Raw genomic sequence first — 17465 nt, 5'->3', positions numbered from 1 at the left:
ACTTGCTAGGTGATACTCCTAGACAAGGTCCAGTGCGGCAACAACCCTATTATTGTCACATACGGGTGGGTTTACTGACTGAAGAGGTCACAAAACTGACTGTGGCATCCTTGCACCAATCTGTGGCCAATGCGGTCTTCACGTTTATGCCATACTTGCGTGAAGGGGGCAAAAAGAGCGAAACGGTTCCCGTGCTGAGACATGTGCAATGACACTTGTCGAGTTAGAAAACTTTGAAACCGAGGGAAACAAGATGAAAAAAGTTCTCTTCGCATCGACCGCTCTGATCGCAACCGCATCGGTTGCCGCGGCCGAAGTTAAGTTCAGCGGTTATGGCCGCTTTGGTATTGGTTACCTGGAGGATCGTGGCTTCACGACCACCACCACCACTGCAGGCGGTGCAACCAACACTTTCTTCAACGAAGCCGACGAGACCATTCTGGTTTCTCGCTTCCGTCTGAACATCGACGCAAACGTTGAAACCGACGGCGGCGTCGAGTTCTCGGGTCGTGTTCGTCTGCAGGCTGACGAAGATGCAAGCACCGGCGAAGCCAACGCGGCTGGCCTGAACGGCGCACGCTTCTCGGTCATCTACGGTGGTCTGCGTGTTGACGCGGGCAACGTCGCAGGTGCATTCGACAACCTGGCAAACTACTACGGTAACGAGCCTGGCCTGGAAAACTTCATCGGCCAGTACTCGGGCGTTGACTATGACTTCCTGGCATACTCGTCGACCGGTTCGGGTTCGAACGCTGTGTTCTTCCAGTACGCAGTTGGTGACTTCGCATTTGGCGCTTCGTATGACCAAGCGACCATCTTCCAAGGTCAAGGTGTAACCAACGACGCTGACCGTTGGGACATCAGCGCGACCTACACCTTCAACAACATCACTGCTGCTCTGGCATACGGTCAAACCGACTCGGACGGTCTCCTGGCCGACGACCCGAGCCTGCTGGTTCTGACGCTGGGCGCAGAATTCGGTGACTTCTCGGGTACTGTGTTTGTCGCAGACGATAAAACCGAAGTCGACGCAACCGACGGCACCGCATACGGTGTTTCGGCAGCTTACAATGTTGGTTCGGCTCTGACCCTGACCTTCGCTTACGGCGACGGTTCGGCTGACGCTGACCTGCAGCAGTACGGTATCGGTGCTCTGTACGATCTGGGTGGCGGTGCATCGCTGCGCGGTGGTATCGGCAACAGCGACTGTGACATCTGCGAAGACTCGCAGCTGCGCGCAGACTTCGGTGCCCAGTTCAACTTCTAAGTTGATCTGAACCGCAAGGTTTAAGGGCAGGTCTTCGGACCTGCCCTTTTCTTTTTGATCGACATGGTGTTTTCCTGCGCCCAAGCCAGAATGAGGAATCCCATGTCACTGCAGGAAATCTCTGCCCGTATTGCTAAAGCCGAAGCCGCCGCCGGGCGGCCGGAAGGGTCAGTTCAACTGATTGCCGTCTCAAAGGTGCAGCCCAACGAACGTATCCGCGATGTACTGCAACAGGGGCACAAGTGCTTTGGTGAGAATCGTGTGCAAGAGGCTGCAGGGAAGTGGCCCGAATTCTCTGCAACCTACCCCGATATTGACCTTCATCTGATCGGCCCATTGCAAACCAACAAGGCCCGGCAGGCGATGGAGCTATTCAGCACAATTCATTCGGTCGATCGCCCGAAGCTGGCGAAAACTCTTGCCCGTTTGGCGCAAGAGATTGGGTCATGCCCTGACCTGTTTATTCAGGTCAATACAGGTGAAGAAGATCAGAAAGCTGGGATTCTGCCAGCTGATGCTGATGCGTTTATTGCCGAGTGCCAAGACCTTGACCTGCCTGTGAAGGGGCTGATGTGCATTCCTCCGGTGGAAGAAGAGCCTGCGCTGCATTTTGCCTTGCTGGCCAAGATCGCCGAACGCAACGGTTTGGCAGGCTTGTCGATGGGTATGAGCGGCGACTTTGAGCGCGCAATCGCGCTGGGTGCGACCCATGTGCGGGTTGGGTCTGCGATATTTGGCGCACGCGTTAAACCTCAGGGATGATCAGCCGCGTGCCCGGTTGAACATGGGCTGCAATCCAATGGAGGTGATCGCGCCGGAAGGCGATACAGCCTTCAGTTGGATAACCTGGCCGCCGCCATTGATGCAGGAAAATGGCCGACCCTTGCCCTGGTATTGCATTCGGCCAGTTCCAATCCGTGAGCAACACCAGATCATATAGCGGGTCGGAACGGCGCAGCTTTTCGTGGCTGCAGGCGTAGGGCGCGCTGACCATTTGGTTATATCGCGCGTCGCACACATCATCAGACCACAGGTCGCGGGGCCCGATCGGAATCGCCCAAGCGGTTGGGGGTGAAATCCGGTCTGGCCGATAAAGCATTCCGACGATTTGATGCTCGCCAGTTGGGGTGGCACCGTCGCCTTCGCGTTTTGTCCGACTACGCCCGCCTTTTCCGATTGAACATGGAAACATGCGGCCAGCGAACCGAACCCCACGCGGCGTCAGCACCAGATCTTTTGGCGTCACAGCAGATGGCCCGACTTGGCTGCTTTTGTAGCCAGATACCCTCGGTTATGTGCAGTTTCACCAACCTTGAGAGGTACACGTTCGGTCACGGCAATGCCGGTTTTTTCCATCATGGCGATTTTAGCGGGGTTGTTCGTTAGCAACCGAACCGAGTTGAATCCCAGCGATTTGAGGATATCGGAGCCCAACCGGAAATCACGCTCATCATCCTCGAACCCAAGACGATGATTGGCTTCGACCGTGTCAAAACCCTGATCTTGCAGGAAGTAAGCACGCATCTTGTTGGCGAGCCCGATCCCGCGCCCCTCTTGGTTGAGATAAAGCAGGACACCTGCCCCTTCAGATCCCATCTGCGCCAGCGCGCCGCGCAACTGTGGTCCGCAATCGCATTTCAGGCTACCCATCAGGTCGCCGGTAAAACAAGCCGAGTGCAAACGCGCAAGAACCGGTTTGCTGCGATCCGGTCGCCCGATTTCAATGGCGTAATGCTCTTCGCCCCCATCTTCGGGGCGGAAGACGTGCAGGCGTCCGGCCTCGGAAACCTCCATTGGCAGGCGCGCGGCGACCACCTCGTTCAGCAGGCTACGATCTGCCAGATGCGGGGCAGCGCGGGTATGGTCGATGCAGGTCAACCCGTTCGAGGCCGCAAAACCGCGCCCATCTTCGATCTGCACAACAACAGCAGAAGGCAGAAGCCGCGCGGATTTGGTAAGGGCAATGGCTATACGGTGAAGGTTTGCATTGCCCGTACGTTCGCTCATCAACGGCCCCTTCATCGGAGCGTTCAGGTCGTCCGAGGGGTCGGCTACAGCCTGAACCCAGGAAATATCGACGTCAGCCGGAACCACGACCCTTGCCAAGTCACCGTCATAGGCCCGTGCTTTTAACGTTTCGGCACGGCGAACGGTGATGGCAACCACCGGGTCATCACCCAAACCACGTAAATCGGCAAGCCGTTGTGCGCTCAGCGTTTCTGCTGCAATGGCGACAACGCTGAACCCGGTGTCATCGGTCAGAACAACCGGAACGCCCATACGCAGGTCGGCCCGCGCCCGCGCCAGCAGTTCAGAGATATCCGGAATGAGACTCATGTATGTTACCCTATAACGGTCAAAACATCCTCTAGCGCGATCTGAAAGAAATGTGAAACAATTCCTACTCGCCGGACACGAGGGCGTGAGACGATTGCAGCAAACCTTGTTGAACGCGTGTTCTACGCGCAAGTGTCCGAAAAGGCTTAGGAGGACCGGGAATGGCACAGCTTAAGAAAATCCTGTTGGTGGATGATGACGAGGATCTGCGCGAAGCGCTGAGTGAGCAACTCGTGATGACCGAAGACTTCGACGTGTTCGAAGCGTCAGACGGTGCCTCTGCCATGGAGCGCGCCCGCGAGGCGATTTACGACTTGGTGATTCTGGATGTTGGCTTGCCGGATACCGATGGCCGCGAGCTGTGCCGCCTGATGCGCAAGCAAGGCGTCAAAAGCCCGATCCTGATGCTGACCGGTCATGACAGCGACGCCGACACCATCCTGGGCCTGGATGCCGGTGCAAATGACTATGTTCCTAAGCCGTTCAAATTTCCGGTTCTTCTGGCCCGCATTCGCGCACAGCTGCGTCAGCACGAACAATCCGAAGATGCCGTTTTTGTTCTGGGGCCGTACACCTTCAAGCCCGCGATGAAGATGCTGATCACCGAAGAAGATCGCAAAATCCGTCTGACCGAGAAAGAGACGAACATCCTCAAGTTCCTCTATCGTTCGGCTGATGGCGTCGTCGCGCGCGATGTGCTGTTGCATGAGGTCTGGGGATACAACGCGGGTGTCACCACCCATACGTTGGAAACCCACATCTATCGCCTGCGTCAAAAGATCGAGCCCGATCCATCGAACGCGCGCCTTTTGGTCACAGAATCGGGCGGATATCGGTTGGTATCTTAACTTTGATGGTATGACGCAGATCAAAGTGATACTCTGAAGATATATTTAGGTTACTCCCAACCCGTGCATGTCCGGGTAATGACATGTACCTCCCTGTTGGACTGCCGGGCCTTTGGCCCGGCTTTTTTTTGACTCGGGCGCTCTGCCAAAGTCTTGATCCAATTGCTTGACTTATCAGTGGTTCGCGGTGCCAATTCTGCCCAACGATCTGGGAGGCGTGAGACTTGGCAAACGAAATCTGCACTCTGTTGAATATTGAAAAACCCGTTCTGTCGGCCCCTATGGGTGGGGCCGCTGGACCTGAACTTGTTGCGGCTGTCTGTAGTGCAGGCGGGTACGGAGTGATTCCCCTATGGGGTAAGCCTGCGGATCAGGTCTCGGACGGGATAGATGCCGTGCGTGCGCTGACGGATCGCAATTTCGCCGTGAACCTGAACCTTGCCTTCCCGTACGAAGACCAGCTGCGGGTTTGTATCGACAAGCAGGTTCACGCCGTTTCGTTGTTCTGGGGGATGGAACCTTCGGCTATCTCGGACGCCAAGAAAGGTGGGCTGTGCGTCATGGTCAGTGTCGGTAACGCTGCCGAGGCGAAGGCCGCGCAAGATGCCGGAGCGGACATTATCGTTGCCCAAGGGTGGGAAGCAGGTGGCCATGTCTGGGGGCAGGTCGCGACAATGGCGCTGATTCCGGCCGTCGTGGACGCGGTTTCGATTCCTGTTGTTGCTGCTGGCGGAATCGCCGACGGGCGCGGTATGGCGGCTGCGTTGATGTTGGGGGCTTCGGCGGTTTGGGTCGGTACACGGTTTTTGGCCAGTGCCGAGGCAACGATACACGAAGACTATCGCCGCCGCGTGCTGAACGCGTCTGAGGCGCAGACCGAATGGTACACTGATCTTTATGATGTGAAGTGGCCGCAGGCACCACATCGCGCGTTAGCCAATTCTACCGCGCAAACGTGGAAAGAAGCAGGCTCGGCCGCTCCGGGGCATCGCCCGAACGAAGGCGAAATCATCGGTCAGCGCCCGGGTGGAGAGGACGTTGTCCGATACCAGAGCTATACGCCGTTGTCAGGGACAGAAGGGGATATCGAGGCGATGTCACTTTGGTCTGGGCAAGGTGTTGCAATGGTCCGTGACATCATGCCTGCCGCCCAAATCGTCGAGGAGATTTTCACTGATGCGCAGGCGCTTTTGAACTCCGCCCCTGCTCGATTATAGGCTGGGAAAGCGCTGCTTTTTCCGATGGCACCTAGTCTTCTACCGCGTTAACGTCGCGCGCAACCGCGATAAAGGAATCCCCCATGCCTTTCACTCTTGCCACCTGGAACATCAACTCGGTCCGCCTGCGCGAACCTATCGTGTTGAAATTGCTGCAGGAAGAGGCCCCTGATGTGCTGTGCCTGCAAGAGTGTAAATCCCCCGTCGAGAAAATCCCGACCGAAGGCTTTGCGGAACTGGGCTATACCTACATGGTTGCGCGCGGGCAAAAGGGCTATAACGGCGTCGCGATCCTGTCGCGTATCCCGATGGAGGAGGTGGGCGACAAGGACTTCGCCGGTCTCGGCCATGCCCGCCACATTGCCGCGCGGCTGGAAAACGGTGTGACCATCCAGAATTTTTATGTTCCTGCGGGCGGTGATGTACCTGACCGCGAGGTGAATGAGAAGTTCGGGCAAAAGCTGGATTACCTCGCCGACATGCGCGACTGGTTCCGCACTGACAAGCCCGAGAAATCCATTCTGGTTGGCGATTTGAACATCGCTCCGCGCGAAGATGACGTGTGGTCGCATAAACAACTGCTCAAAGTCGTCTCGCATACACCGATCGAAGTTGAGGCGCTGGCCGAGACACAGGATGCGGGCGGTTGGGTTGATGTCACCCGTCAGGATATCCCCGAGGGGCAGCTTTATAGCTGGTGGTCCTACCGCGCGCGGGATTGGGATGCGGCGGATAAGGGGCGGCGTTTGGATCACGTCTGGGCGACACCCGATATCTCGAACGCGGGGCATTCCAGCCGCGTCCTGCGCGACGCCCGCGGGTGGGAGAAACCCAGTGATCACGCGCCGGTTTTTGCCACTTTCGACCTGTAACAGCACAAATCTGCCCTTGGTTTCCGCGACGCGCGGCTGCATATAAGGCGCAAGTTTGAACCGGAGACGTATCGCCATGGACCTTCTGAACACCGCCACCGGCCCTGCCGCCACTGACCTGATCAAGGACGGGTCCGAGGCCACCTTCATGGCCGACGTCGTCGAAGCCTCGCAAGACGTGCCGGTCATTGTCGATTTCTGGGCCCCGTGGTGCGGCCCCTGCAAAACCTTGGGCCCGATGCTGGAAGAGGCTGTCACTGCCGCCAAGGGCGCGGTCAAGATGGTCAAGATCAATGTCGACGAGGCCCAGATGATCGCTGGCCAGTTGCGCATTCAGTCGATCCCGACCGTCTATGCGTTTCACAAGGGCCAACCGGTTGATGGCTTTCAGGGCGCGCTGCCGGGCTCTGAGATCAAAGCGTTCATTGACCGGGTGATCGAGGCCGCGGGTGGCGAAAGCCCCGGTGGTCAATTGGACGATGCTGTCGCGGCGGCTGAGGAAATGTTGGCTGAAGGCGCGGCCACGGATGCGGCCCAGACCTTTGCGGCCATTCTGGGCGAAGACCCCAACCATGCCGGTGCCTATGGCGGGCTGGTGCGCGCCCATATTGCTGCAGATGATCTGGAGCAGGCCGAAGCGATCCTGAACGGTGCTCCGGCCGAGATTTCCAACGCGCCCGAATTGGAAGCTGCCCATGCGCAGTTGGAACTGGCCAAACAGGCCGCCGATGCCGGCCCCGTGGCCGAGATGAAGGCGGCGGTTGAGGCCGACCCCGACAACCATCAGGCCCGGTTCGATCTGGCGCAGGCGCTGCACGCGAACGGCGATGTGGAAGAGGCCGTCGCGCAATTGCTGGACCTGTTCCGTCGCGATCGCGAATGGAATGAAGGCGCGGCCAAGGCGCAGCTGTTCACGATCTTCGATGCGCTCAAACCCAATGATCCGATTGTTCTGAACGGGCGGCGTAAGCTCAGCTCGATGATATTTGCCTAATTTCCGATCAGAGCTACACTCGGATACATGATGCATCCCGCCGACTTGCCGGAAACGGTTTCCGTATTCCCTCTGCCCGGGGCGCTGCTGCTGCCCCGCGCGCGCCTGCCGCTGCATATCTTCGAGCCGCGCTATCTGCAGATGCTGGATGATGCGTTGAAAACACCGGAACGATTGATCGGGATGGTGCAACCCAACCCGTCTGCCAGCAACGACGCGCGTCTTCACCAGATCGGTTGCGCAGGCCGTGTGACGCAGTTTTCCGAGACCGAGGATGGGCGCTATCTGATCACGCTGTCCGGGGTCTCGCGGTTCCGCATCCGATCCGAGTTGGACGCTTTCACCCCCTATCGCCGCTGTGCCGTGTCGTGGGAGGGGTTCGACCGCGATCTGGGTAAAACCGAACAGGATGACGGGTTCAATCGTCCGCGTTTCCTGAACCTGTTGGAAAAGTTCTTTTCGTCGCAAAACCTGTCGACGGATTGGGATACGTTGAAAGATGCGGATGATGAGCTGCTGGTGAATTCGCTGTCGATGCTGCTGGATTTCGACCCCGAAGAGAAACAGGCGCTGCTTGAGGCCCCCTGTCTGCGCACCCGCCGCGAGACCTTGGTAACACTGATCGAATTCGCCATGCGCGGCGGATCGAGCGAGGACCATTTACAATGACTGAACACGCGTTTGACCGCCACATGCTTGAGGCGCTGATCTGCCCGCAGACCCACACAACCCTGCACTATGACGCGGACAAGCAGGAGTTGGTGTCGAAAGCCGCCGGGCTGGCGTTTCCGATCCGCAATGGCATTCCTGTCATGCTGGTCGATGAGGCGCGCGAGCTGGACTAGATCGCGCGGCCTTGCAGCAGTTTGGGCAGGTCTCCGGTCAACCCAGCGGCCTCGCGCACAAAGCCGCGCCGTAGGCCCGGCAGCGATCCAACAATCCCCATGCCGATATCGCGGCCCATCCGCAGCAGCGGATTATCATTGGAAAACAGCTTGTTGAACACATCCGTCGCCATTGCCAGAGAGGCCGTGTCGAACCTCCGCCATTCCTGAAAGCGCTCCAGCACCAGCACAGATCCGATATCCTCGCCGCGCCGTCCGGCGAGCGTCAGAACTTCGGCCAATGCGCCCACATCGCGCAGACCGGCGTTCAGCCCTTGGCCTGCAATCGGGTGCATCCCGTGGGCGGCATCCCCGACCAGAGCCATGCGATCACCGATAAAGGAATTGGCGATGGTCAGGTTCAGCGGATAGGTGAACCGGTCTCCGGCGATGCGAATGTCGCCCAGAAAATCGCCGAACCGAGGGCGCAGAGCTTGCAGATAGTCGGCCTCGGGCAGGGCATTGATGCGCTTGGCAGTGTCAGACCGTTCGCTCCAGACGATCGAGCTGCGATTGCCGGTCAACGGCAGGATCGCCAGCGGGCCGGGGGGCATGAAGAACTGATGCGCGATACCGTGATGGGGCAGGTCGTGTTCAATCGCGCAGACCAGCGCGGTCTGGCCGTAATCCCACCCCATCCGCTTGATCCCGGCACGCGCGGCGGTGCCGCTGCGGCGGCCATCGCAACCCACCAGCAACCCACCCGAAACGGTCGCGCCATCATCCAGTGTCAAGGTCACTCCGGTCGCGTCAGCCTCTTGCGCGACAACCGTGCGTCCGTTGATCTGCGTGATCCGGGTCTCTTCGGCCATGGCGTCCAGAAAGGCGCGGCGCAGGTGGCGATCTTCGACCATATAGCCCATCGGGCCCTCTTCGATCTCGGCATGGTCGAAATGCATGAAGAACGGAGAGGGACCCGCGCCCGCATGTCCATCCGTGACCTTAATCTCCAGCATGGGCTGGGCGTGATCGGCGACCTTGTCCCACACGCCCACAGCATCCAGAAGCCGTTGCGAGGCCAGCGCCAGTGCATAGGCACGTCCGTCAAACGCCGCGTTCTTGCGGACTTTCTGGTCCAAACTGTCGATGACGGTGACGGAATGCCCCGTCTGCGCCAGCGCCAAAGCCAAAGCCGGGCCGTTCAGCCCGCCGCCTACGATCACGATATCCGAGGTCTGTTCCATGACCCGCAATATGCGCGCCCTTTCGGGATTGTCCATGTGCGGTCCTGTCGCTACCGTCCCCTCACAGCAGAATTTTCCAAGGGGGTAGGGATGCAGGACTGGTTGACCATGACGGCGTGTGATCTGGGGCGGGGAATCGGCATGGGCCAGATTGACCCGGTCGAGCTGACCGAGACCTATCTGACCGCCATCGACGCCCATCCCCAGCGCGACCGCATCTATGCACGCGTCACCCATGACCGCGCCCGGGCCGAGGCCAAAGCCGCGCAGGATCGCGCCGCGCTGGGCCTGCGCCGGTCACTGCTGGACGGGGTGCCGATCAGCTGGAAAGACCTGTTCGATACCGCGGGCACCGGGACCGAGGCCGGATCGGCCCTGCTGAAAGGCCGGGTGCCGCAGGCGGACGCGGTTGTCGTGCGCAACGCCACGGCCATGGGCACGGTCTGTCTGGGCAAAACCCATATGAGCGAGCTTGCTTTCTCGGGCCTTGGTCTGAATCCCATCACCGACACGCCGCCCTGCATTGATGATGTGGATGCCGTGCCGGGCGGGTCATCCTCGGGCGCGGCGGCCTCGGTCGCTTGGGGCTTGGCGGCTTGTGGGATTGGGTCGGATACGGGCGGCTCGGTGCGTATTCCGTCTGCGTGGAACAATCTGGTGGGTTTGAAAACAACTGCAGGGCGGGTCAGCCTTGAAGGCACGGTGCCGCTGTGCCTGCGCTTCGACACCGTGGGCCCGCTGGCCCGGTCGGTTGAGGATGCGGCGCATATGCTGGCCTTGCTGGAAGGCGGCACACCCGCCGACCTGCGCGGGGCCAGCCTGAAAGGCCGCCGCTTTGCCGATCTGCAAAACATTGCCAAGGATGACCTGCGCGATGCTCCTCGTGCCGCCTATGACAGCGCGCTGGAGCGTCTGCGCGATGCCGGGGCCGAGATCGTACCGCTGGAAGTGCCCGAACTGGCGGATGCGATGGCGCTGTCCGGTGTGCTTTACACCACCGAGGCCTATGGCCTATGGCGCGACGTGATCGAAGCCAACCCGGATGCGATGTATCCAGAAATCCTCGAACGGTTCCGAACAGGCAAGAATGTCTCGGGTGCGGATTACATCGCGGCGTGGTCGAAGCTGGAAGCCTGCCGCGCTGCATGGGATGCGGCCACATCCGGGTTTGATGCTGTTCTGGCCCCGACTGCTCCGATTCTACCGCCTAATCTGGATCGGTTGCTGACCGATCACGATTATTACGTCACTGAAAACCTGCTTGCCTTGCGCAACACGCGGATCGGCAACCTGATGGGCCTGGCCGCGCTGACCTTACCAACGGGAACACCGGGGTGCGGGCTGATGATGATGGGCTATCCGGGGTCCGAGGAGGCTCTGTTACGGATCGGATCAGCGGCCGAGGCGGCGTTGGCCTGAATGCCACAATCCCCTGATTCGCCATCACTTTGGCTGGACGAAACGGGGTGTGGTCTGTAACCTGCCTGAAAACGGGGCGATAATGATCCCGAACTTGAGGCAGTAGATATGAATTTCCCCGAGCGGTTTTCGAACCTACCGGAATACGCATTCCCGCGTCTGCGCACCCTGTTGGACCACCACCAGCCGGGCGGAGATGTGATTCACATGACCATCGGTGCGCCGATGCATGATTTCCCGGCTTGGGTGACGGATGTGATCACCGAAAATGCTGCAGGATTTCAAGGGTATCCGCCCAATGAAGGCTCACCCGAGTTGCGTGGCGCGATCACCGACTGGATCGCGCGCCGCTATGGCGTGACGATGGACCCGGACACCAATGTGATGGCCCTGAACGGCACGCGCGAAGGGTTGTACAACGCCGCCATGGCGCTGTGCCCCGAGGAAAAGAATGGCCAGAAGCCGGTCATCCTGTGCCCGAACCCGTTCTATCAGGTTTATATGGTGGCCTCGATCTCGGTCGCGGCGGAGCCAGTTTTTGTATCGGCCACTGCGGCCACTGGACACCTGCCCGATTATGCAGGCCTGCCCGAGCATGTGCTGAACCGCACGGTCGCGGCCTATATCTGTTCGCCCGCCAACCCGCAGGGCGCTGTGGCCTCGCGCGACTATTGGGCCGAGCTGATCGGGCTGGCGGAAAAGTACGATTTCCGCATCTTCGCCGATGAGTGTTATTCCGAAATCTACCGCAAAGAGGCACCGGTCGGCGCACTGACCGTCGCGCAAGAGATGGGCGCAGACCCTGAACGTGTGGTGCTGTTCAACTCGCTCTCGAAGCGGTCGAACCTGGCCGGGTTGCGCTCGGGTCTGATTGCGGGCGGGCCGGATACGATCAAACGGATCAAACAGCTGCGCAACTATGCCGGATCGCCACTGCCCCTGCCGTTGCAGGCCGCCGCTGCACGTGTTTGGGCGGACGAAGAGCATGTCATCCAGAACCGCGCGCTTTATCAGGAAAAATACGCTATCGCGGATGAGGTGTTTGCGGGCGTGCAAGGTTACATGTCACCCGAGGCCGGGTTCTTCCTGTGGCTGCCGGTCGATAACGGCGAAGAGACCGCATTGAAGCTGTGGCGTGAAACCGGGGTTCGGGTTCTGCCGGGCGCATATCTTTCTCAAGGCGATCCGGGGCAAAACCCGGGCGAGCAATTTATCCGGGCCGCTTTGGTGGCCCCAAAAACAGAGTTGCAGCACGGGCTGATCAAGCTGCGTGACTGCATCTATTCGTGAGGTACGAGGGCAAAATGGCATCATTGAACGCGCGCAACCGCGATCCATTGCTGGACAGTACAACGCAAGCCGCCATCGAACGGCGCAGCAAAGAGCTGATCGGGATTGCCTTGATCCTGCTGGGTCTGGCCTCGGCGGCGATGATCTGGTCCTACACGCCGGATGATCCGAACTGGATGGTCTCGACCGATGCGCCGGTGCAGAACTGGATGGGGCGGATTGGGGCTTCGATCGCGGCGCCCTTGTTCATGATCGTGGGCTGGGGCAGCTGGAGCATTGCCTTGGTCCTGATCGGCTGGGGCGTGCGCTTTGCCGGGCATTTTGGCGAGGATCGCGCGATTGCACGGCTGATCTTTGCGCCGATCTGGATTGCCGTCGTCTCGGTCTATGCAGCGACTTTGGTGCCGGATGAGGCTTGGCGCTCAACCCATAGTTTTGGTCTGGGAGGGCTGTTTGGCGACACCGTCATGGGCGCGTTGCTAACCCTGTTGCCGGTCGCATCGCATTTCATGGTCAAGCTGATGTCGCTGGCCATGGCGCTCGGGATGCTGGCGCTGGGCATTTTCGTCCTGGGTTTTACCAAGGAAGATGTGCGCAAAGGCTTCCGCGCCTTCCTGTTGGGCTTGGTGATGTCTTACGACACGCTGATGAACCTGCTGGGCCGCAGTGCGTCGGCAACCGCGCAGGCGGCTCGTGACCGCCGCGCGAAATGGGATGAGCGCAAAGCCGCGCGTGTCGAAGCCGCCGAAGCCGTGTTCGACGATGACTTGGCTTACGCCGATCCGCTGTTCGAAGAGCCTCCGCTAACTGCGCCCGAGCCCGTGAAATCGGGCTTGCTGTCGCGTATCCCCGATCTGATCCGCCGCCCGGATCCCATGCCCGAGCCCGAATTAATTGACCGCGAGCCTCTCGCCGATTTTGAAGAGATGCCGGGCGAAGACCGTATCCGGTCCAAGATTTCCGCCGCTGTGCGCAACCGCAAGGTCGCCGCGGGTGAGATGGCACCTGAACATGACCCAAACCTGCCGCTGACCAAGGGGCGGGGCCGTGGGCCCGATCCGTTGATCCTGAACTCTGGCGCGGGTGAATTGCCGCCGGAACCGCCGATGACGTCGACTGGTTTGCCACCCGAGCCGATGCTGACGGCAGAACCAACCGAATGGCAGGAGCCTCTGCATCAGGATTTTGCGCCCGAGCCGGACTATGATGAGGCCGTGTTCGAGGATGAGCCGATGGTTGAACCCGAGCCCGCCCCTCAGTCGCGCCCGGCGATGAAAATCCCGGTGGCTGAACCGCGCAAACCGGTTGTCGCGCAACCTGTGCGCCGCGCGCCTCAGCCTTCGCGCCGCGCGCAAGCCGAAGCGCAGCCTGCGCTGTCGTTCGAGGACAAGCATTCCGATTTCGAATTGCCGCCTTTGGGCCTGCTGGCCAACCCGGCGAACATTCAACGTCATCACCTCAGCGATGAAGCGTTGGAGGAAAACGCCCGGATGCTGGAAAACGTGCTGGATGACTATGGCGTCAAGGGTGAGATCGTCAGTGTTCGCCCCGGCCCGGTTGTCACTATGTATGAACTGGAGCCTGCGCCCGGTCTGAAAGCCAGCCGTGTGATCGGTCTGGCCGATGATATCGCACGCTCGATGTCGGCACTGTCCGCACGTGTTTCGACCCTGCCAGGGCGCTCGGTCATCGGGATCGAACTGCCCAATGAAAACCGCGAGATGGTGGTGCTGCGTGAAATTCTCGCCAGCCGTGATTTCGGCGACGGCAATCATGCGCTGCCGTTGGCCTTGGGTAAGGATATCGGTGGTGAGTCGGTCGTGGCGAACCTTGCCAAGATGCCTCACCTGCTGATCGCAGGGACCACGGGGTCGGGTAAGTCGGTGGCGATCAACACGATGATTCTGTCGCTGCTCTATAAGCTGTCGCCGGATGAATGCCGCCTGATCATGATCGACCCCAAGATGCTGGAACTATCGGTTTATGACGGCATCCCGCATCTGCTTTCGCCTGTTGTGACCGACCCGAAAAAGGCGGTTGTCGCCCTGAAATGGGTCGTGGGCGAGATGGAGGACCGCTATCGCAAGATGTCCAAAATGGGCGTGCGCAACATCGCGGGCTATAATGGCCGTGTGAAGGATGCTCTGGCCAAGGGCGAGATGTTCAGCCGCACGGTACAGACCGGCTTTGACGACGAGACCGGAGAACCCACCTTCGAGACCGAAGAATTCGCACCCGAGGCGATGCCCTATATCGTCGTTATCGTCGACGAGATGGCCGACCTGATGATGGTCGCGGGCAAAGAGATCGAGGCGTGTATTCAACGTCTGGCGCAGATGGCGCGGGCCTCGGGTATTCACCTGATCATGGCCACGCAGCGGCCCTCGGTCGATGTGATCACGGGTACAATCAAGGCGAACTTCCCGACCCGGATTTCGTTCCAGGTGACCTCGAAAGTCGACAGCCGCACCATTCTGGGTGAGATGGGAGCCGAGCAGCTGCTGGGGCAGGGCGATATGCTCTATATGGCCGGTGGTGCCAAGATTACCCGGTGCCATGGTCCGTTTGTTTCGGATGAAGAGGTCGAGGAAATCGTCAACCACCTGAAACAGTTCGGCCCGCCGGATTACATGAGCGGTGTGGTCGATGGCCCGGCCGAGGAAAAGGCAGACAATATCGACGCCGTTCTGGGCCTGAACACCGGGGGCAACACGAACGGAGAGGATGCCTTGTACGATCAGGCGGTGGCGATTGTGATCAAGGATCGCAAATGCTCGACCTCGTATATCCAGCGGAAACTTGCCATCGGCTACAACAAGGCCGCCCGTCTGGTTGAGCAGATGGAGGACGAAGGCGTTGTTTCCGCAGCCAATCATGTCGGAAAGCGCGAAATCCTCGTCCCCGAGCAATAGGATATTTAATAACAAGGGCAAAGCGCCTATCTGTGCCTTATGAAACAGATTGCTTTTGCCCTTGCTTTGACATTGACCGCACCCGCCGCGTGGGCCGCGGATAAGCTGCCATTGTCGCAGATATCAAACTATCTGAACGAGTTGAAAACCGTTCAGACCACCTTCACTCAGGTCAATGATGACGGGTCGCTCAGCACCGGTAAGCTGTGGATTGAACGGCCGGGCAAGATGCGGTTCGAATACGACCCGCCGAACAGCGCTGTTGTTCTGGCGCGGGCTGGGACGGTTCAGATTTTCGACCCAAAATCCAATCAACCACCCGAGCAATACCCCTTGCGACGCACACCATTGTCATTGGTTCTGGCGAGGAACGTGAACTTGGCTCAGGCGAATATGGTGGTCGGGCACGACTTTGACGGTACGGCTACGGTCGTGACAGCGCAAGATCCCAAAAACCCGGATTCGGGCCGGATCGAACTGATGTTCACCGGGGATCCGGTAGAGCTGCGCAAATGGGTGATCCATGACAACGCAGGCAGCCAGACTACGGTCTTGCTTGGACAGCTTGAAACCGGTGGCAAGCTGAACAGCGATCTGTTCTCGAAACGGACGCGGCGCGGGTCAGACAATCGCTGACCCGCTAACCGGTCAAATTCGGCAGCCCGCCAGCTGCGCCTGATACAGTTTCGCACGTGCATCCACATCATTGGCCACATTCAGCAGCCAGGTTTTGCTGTAGTGGCTGCCACGTGCGTAGCCGGTATGGCCTTCGTGATAGGCCAGATACTGGTTGCGGGTGTCATGCAGCTGAATGCCGTTGCGCTGGTTGGTTTTGTTCATGTACCAACCGATGAAATCCGACGCATCACGGATACGGTCGCGCTTGGCGCGGCGCTTGCCGGTTTCGCGCTGGTATTCCTCCCACGTGCCGTCCAGAGCCTGACTGAACCCATAGGCGCTGCTTTGACGGCCCATCGGGATGACACCCAACACGTATTTGTGCGGAGTGCGCGCATCGTGACGATAGCGGCTTTCCTGATAAATCGTCGCCATCTGAACGTGGACGGGGACACCCCATTTCCGCTCGGTGCTTTTGAAAGCTTTGATAAAGTCAGGTCGTTCGCGCGCAATACTGCACGCGTCGTTTAGCTTGCTGGGCGGCTGTTTGGAGCCACCACTACAGGATGCCAAAAGCAGCACCCCGAAGAGTACGATAAAAATTCTGCTCATGTGCCTCGTGCCTTTTTTCTTTATTCTAGCGCAGATTGAGCGTTTTGGAAATCACAAACGCTACAGGACAATAGCTAGAATTATAGGCATTGCGCCCACCGACAACACGGTCGAGACCATAACCATACCCGCTACGGCGTCCGCGTCTGCTTCGAAGCGTTCGGCCAGCAAATAAGAGGTCACGGCTACGGGCGCGCACATTTGCAGCACCAGAACCCCGAATGCGACCGAATCCAAACCGAACGCCAGTGCGATACCCCAGCCAAGCGCGAAACAGACCGCCAGTTTCAACGCTGAAAGCCAGATAGCTTGCCCCAGTTTCCGGGTGGTCAGGCGCGCTATTGCGACGCCGACAGTGATCAGCATCATTGGGATAGCCATTTGTCCCAATAGATCCAGTGTATTGGTCAGGAACAGTGGCGTTTCCCACCCGCGCCACAGAAATAGCGCGCCCAGCAAAGTGGCCCAGACCATCGGTTCGCGTGCTACTTTGCCAAACGCGCCTTTGCCAGCCACCAGATAAATCCCGTAGGTAAAAGAGAAAAGTGCAGTGACGGCCAGAAAGATCACGGCAAATCCAAGCCCGGCCTGGCCAAAGGCAAAGATGCAAAGCGGTAGCCCCAAATTGCCCGTGTTTCCAAAGATGAGCGGTGCAAGATAGGTTCTGCGATCCAGCCCGGAAAACCGCACAAATAAACCGAATGCGACAGCAAGTACCAGATGGCCAACAATGGCCGCCAGTGTGAACCGCGTCAGCTCGCCTGCTGGAATCTCAGTTTGCATAAGGGCAACAAAAATAAGGCTGGGTACTGCAAGCGTGACCGCCAAACGAGTCACGAATTCCAGTCGGTATTCGAATCCAAACTTGACCCACGCATAGCCGATTCCGGCCAAAAGAAAGACCGGAGCAACGATTTCAAACACTGTCAGTAAGAGGTTCACAGACTGTTTCCCTTAATTTCCGATCATTGATTGGCATTTCAGCGCATAAAAGAGTAGTAAGACCTTTGG

General features: G+C 59.0%; 17 protein-coding genes. 12 read left to right on the top strand and 5 right to left on the bottom strand.

Annotation, left to right across the window (positions count from 1 at the left end):
* Positions 1-253: 253 nt before the first annotated feature.
* Both J7380_RS16305 and J7380_RS16300 read left to right on the top strand, forming a co-directional pair.
* On the top strand, positions 254-1267 hold the full coding sequence (locus J7380_RS16305; RefSeq protein ID WP_209196793.1) for a porin: 1014 nt from the start codon (positions 254-256) through the stop codon (positions 1265-1267).
* A gap of 102 nt (positions 1268-1369) precedes the next feature.
* Positions 1370-2029: a YggS family pyridoxal phosphate-dependent enzyme gene (locus J7380_RS16300; RefSeq protein WP_209196792.1), complete on the top strand. Its 660-nt coding sequence runs from the start codon at positions 1370-1372 to the stop codon at positions 2027-2029.
* Here J7380_RS16300 and J7380_RS16295 read toward each other — a convergent pair.
* Both J7380_RS16295 and ribA read right to left on the bottom strand, forming a co-directional pair.
* Positions 2013-2513, bottom strand: a complete 501-nt coding sequence (locus J7380_RS16295; protein ID WP_209196791.1) for a L,D-transpeptidase family protein — start codon at positions 2511-2513, stop codon at positions 2013-2015. The two genes, J7380_RS16300 and J7380_RS16295, sit on opposite strands and share 17 nt — an antisense overlap.
* On the bottom strand, positions 2510-3604 hold the full coding sequence (gene ribA / locus J7380_RS16290; RefSeq protein ID WP_209196790.1) for a GTP cyclohydrolase II: 1095 nt from the start codon (positions 3602-3604) through the stop codon (positions 2510-2512). Before ribA ends, J7380_RS16295 begins: the two co-directional genes overlap by 4 nt.
* A 161-nt stretch (positions 3605-3765) precedes the next feature.
* Here ribA and J7380_RS16285 point away from each other — a divergent pair, with 161 nt between their 5' ends.
* The 6 genes from J7380_RS16285 to J7380_RS16260 all read left to right on the top strand — a co-directional run bounded on the left by J7380_RS16285 (position 3766) and on the right by J7380_RS16260 (position 8380).
* Positions 3766-4452 (top strand): response regulator transcription factor, encoded by a 687-nt coding sequence (locus J7380_RS16285; RefSeq protein WP_170355386.1) that lies wholly within the window; start codon positions 3766-3768, stop codon positions 4450-4452.
* Between the two features lie 224 nt (positions 4453-4676).
* Positions 4677-5669: a nitronate monooxygenase gene (locus J7380_RS16280; RefSeq protein ID WP_209196789.1), complete on the top strand. Its 993-nt coding sequence runs from the start codon at positions 4677-4679 to the stop codon at positions 5667-5669.
* 83 nt (positions 5670-5752) lie between these two features.
* Positions 5753-6541: an exodeoxyribonuclease III gene (locus J7380_RS16275; protein ID WP_209196788.1), complete on the top strand. Its 789-nt coding sequence runs from the start codon at positions 5753-5755 to the stop codon at positions 6539-6541.
* A gap of 76 nt (positions 6542-6617) precedes the next feature.
* Positions 6618-7535, top strand: a complete 918-nt coding sequence (trxA, locus tag J7380_RS16270) for a thioredoxin (protein ID WP_209196787.1) — start codon at positions 6618-6620, stop codon at positions 7533-7535.
* Between the two features lie 27 nt (positions 7536-7562).
* Positions 7563-8204 (top strand): LON peptidase substrate-binding domain-containing protein, encoded by a 642-nt coding sequence (locus J7380_RS16265; RefSeq protein ID WP_209196786.1) that lies wholly within the window; start codon positions 7563-7565, stop codon positions 8202-8204.
* Positions 8201-8380 (top strand): Trm112 family protein, encoded by a 180-nt coding sequence (locus J7380_RS16260; protein WP_170355381.1) that lies wholly within the window; start codon positions 8201-8203, stop codon positions 8378-8380. The genes J7380_RS16265 and J7380_RS16260 overlap by 4 nt, the downstream gene beginning before the upstream one ends.
* Here J7380_RS16260 and J7380_RS16255 read toward each other — a convergent pair.
* Positions 8377-9639 (bottom strand): FAD-dependent monooxygenase, encoded by a 1263-nt coding sequence (locus J7380_RS16255; RefSeq protein WP_247742606.1) that lies wholly within the window; start codon positions 9637-9639, stop codon positions 8377-8379. The two genes, J7380_RS16260 and J7380_RS16255, sit on opposite strands and share 4 nt — an antisense overlap.
* A gap of 54 nt (positions 9640-9693) precedes the next feature.
* Here J7380_RS16255 and J7380_RS16250 point away from each other — a divergent pair, with 54 nt between their 5' ends.
* The 4 genes from J7380_RS16250 to J7380_RS16235 all read left to right on the top strand — a co-directional run bounded on the left by J7380_RS16250 (position 9694) and on the right by J7380_RS16235 (position 15860).
* Positions 9694-11022 carry an amidase family protein gene (locus J7380_RS16250; RefSeq protein WP_209196785.1) on the top strand — a complete coding sequence of 443 codons (1329 nt, stop codon included), beginning with the start codon at positions 9694-9696 and terminating at the stop codon, positions 11020-11022.
* A gap of 108 nt (positions 11023-11130) precedes the next feature.
* Entirely contained in the window at positions 11131-12312 is a 1182-nt protein-coding gene (locus J7380_RS16245) for an aminotransferase class I/II-fold pyridoxal phosphate-dependent enzyme (RefSeq protein ID WP_209196784.1), read from the top strand.
* A gap of 14 nt (positions 12313-12326) precedes the next feature.
* Complete coding sequence (locus tag J7380_RS16240; RefSeq protein ID WP_209196783.1) at positions 12327-15224, top strand: DNA translocase FtsK; 2898 nt, start codon at positions 12327-12329, stop codon at positions 15222-15224.
* 39 nt (positions 15225-15263) lie between these two features.
* The gene (locus J7380_RS16235; protein WP_209196782.1) at positions 15264-15860 is read left to right on the top strand and encodes an outer membrane lipoprotein carrier protein LolA; all 597 of its coding nucleotides are present in this window, start codon (positions 15264-15266) and stop codon (positions 15858-15860) included.
* A gap of 12 nt (positions 15861-15872) precedes the next feature.
* Here J7380_RS16235 and J7380_RS16230 read toward each other — a convergent pair whose 3' ends face one another.
* Both J7380_RS16230 and J7380_RS16225 read right to left on the bottom strand, forming a co-directional pair.
* Positions 15873-16454 (bottom strand): lytic transglycosylase, encoded by a 582-nt coding sequence (locus J7380_RS16230; RefSeq protein ID WP_209196781.1) that lies wholly within the window; start codon positions 16452-16454, stop codon positions 15873-15875.
* 60 nt (positions 16455-16514) lie between these two features.
* Positions 16515-17396, bottom strand: coding sequence for an AEC family transporter (locus tag J7380_RS16225; protein ID WP_209196780.1), 882 nt, complete (start codon positions 17394-17396; stop codon positions 16515-16517).
* Between the last annotated feature and the right edge of the window lie 69 nt (positions 17397-17465).

The sequence above is a fragment of the Ruegeria sp. R8_1 genome (assembly GCF_017743815.1).
GTDB lineage: Bacteria > Pseudomonadota > Alphaproteobacteria > Rhodobacterales > Rhodobacteraceae > Ruegeria > Ruegeria lacuscaerulensis_A.
Note: the sequence above shows the minus strand (reverse complement) of the source record. Positions and strands in the feature narration are given on the sequence as shown.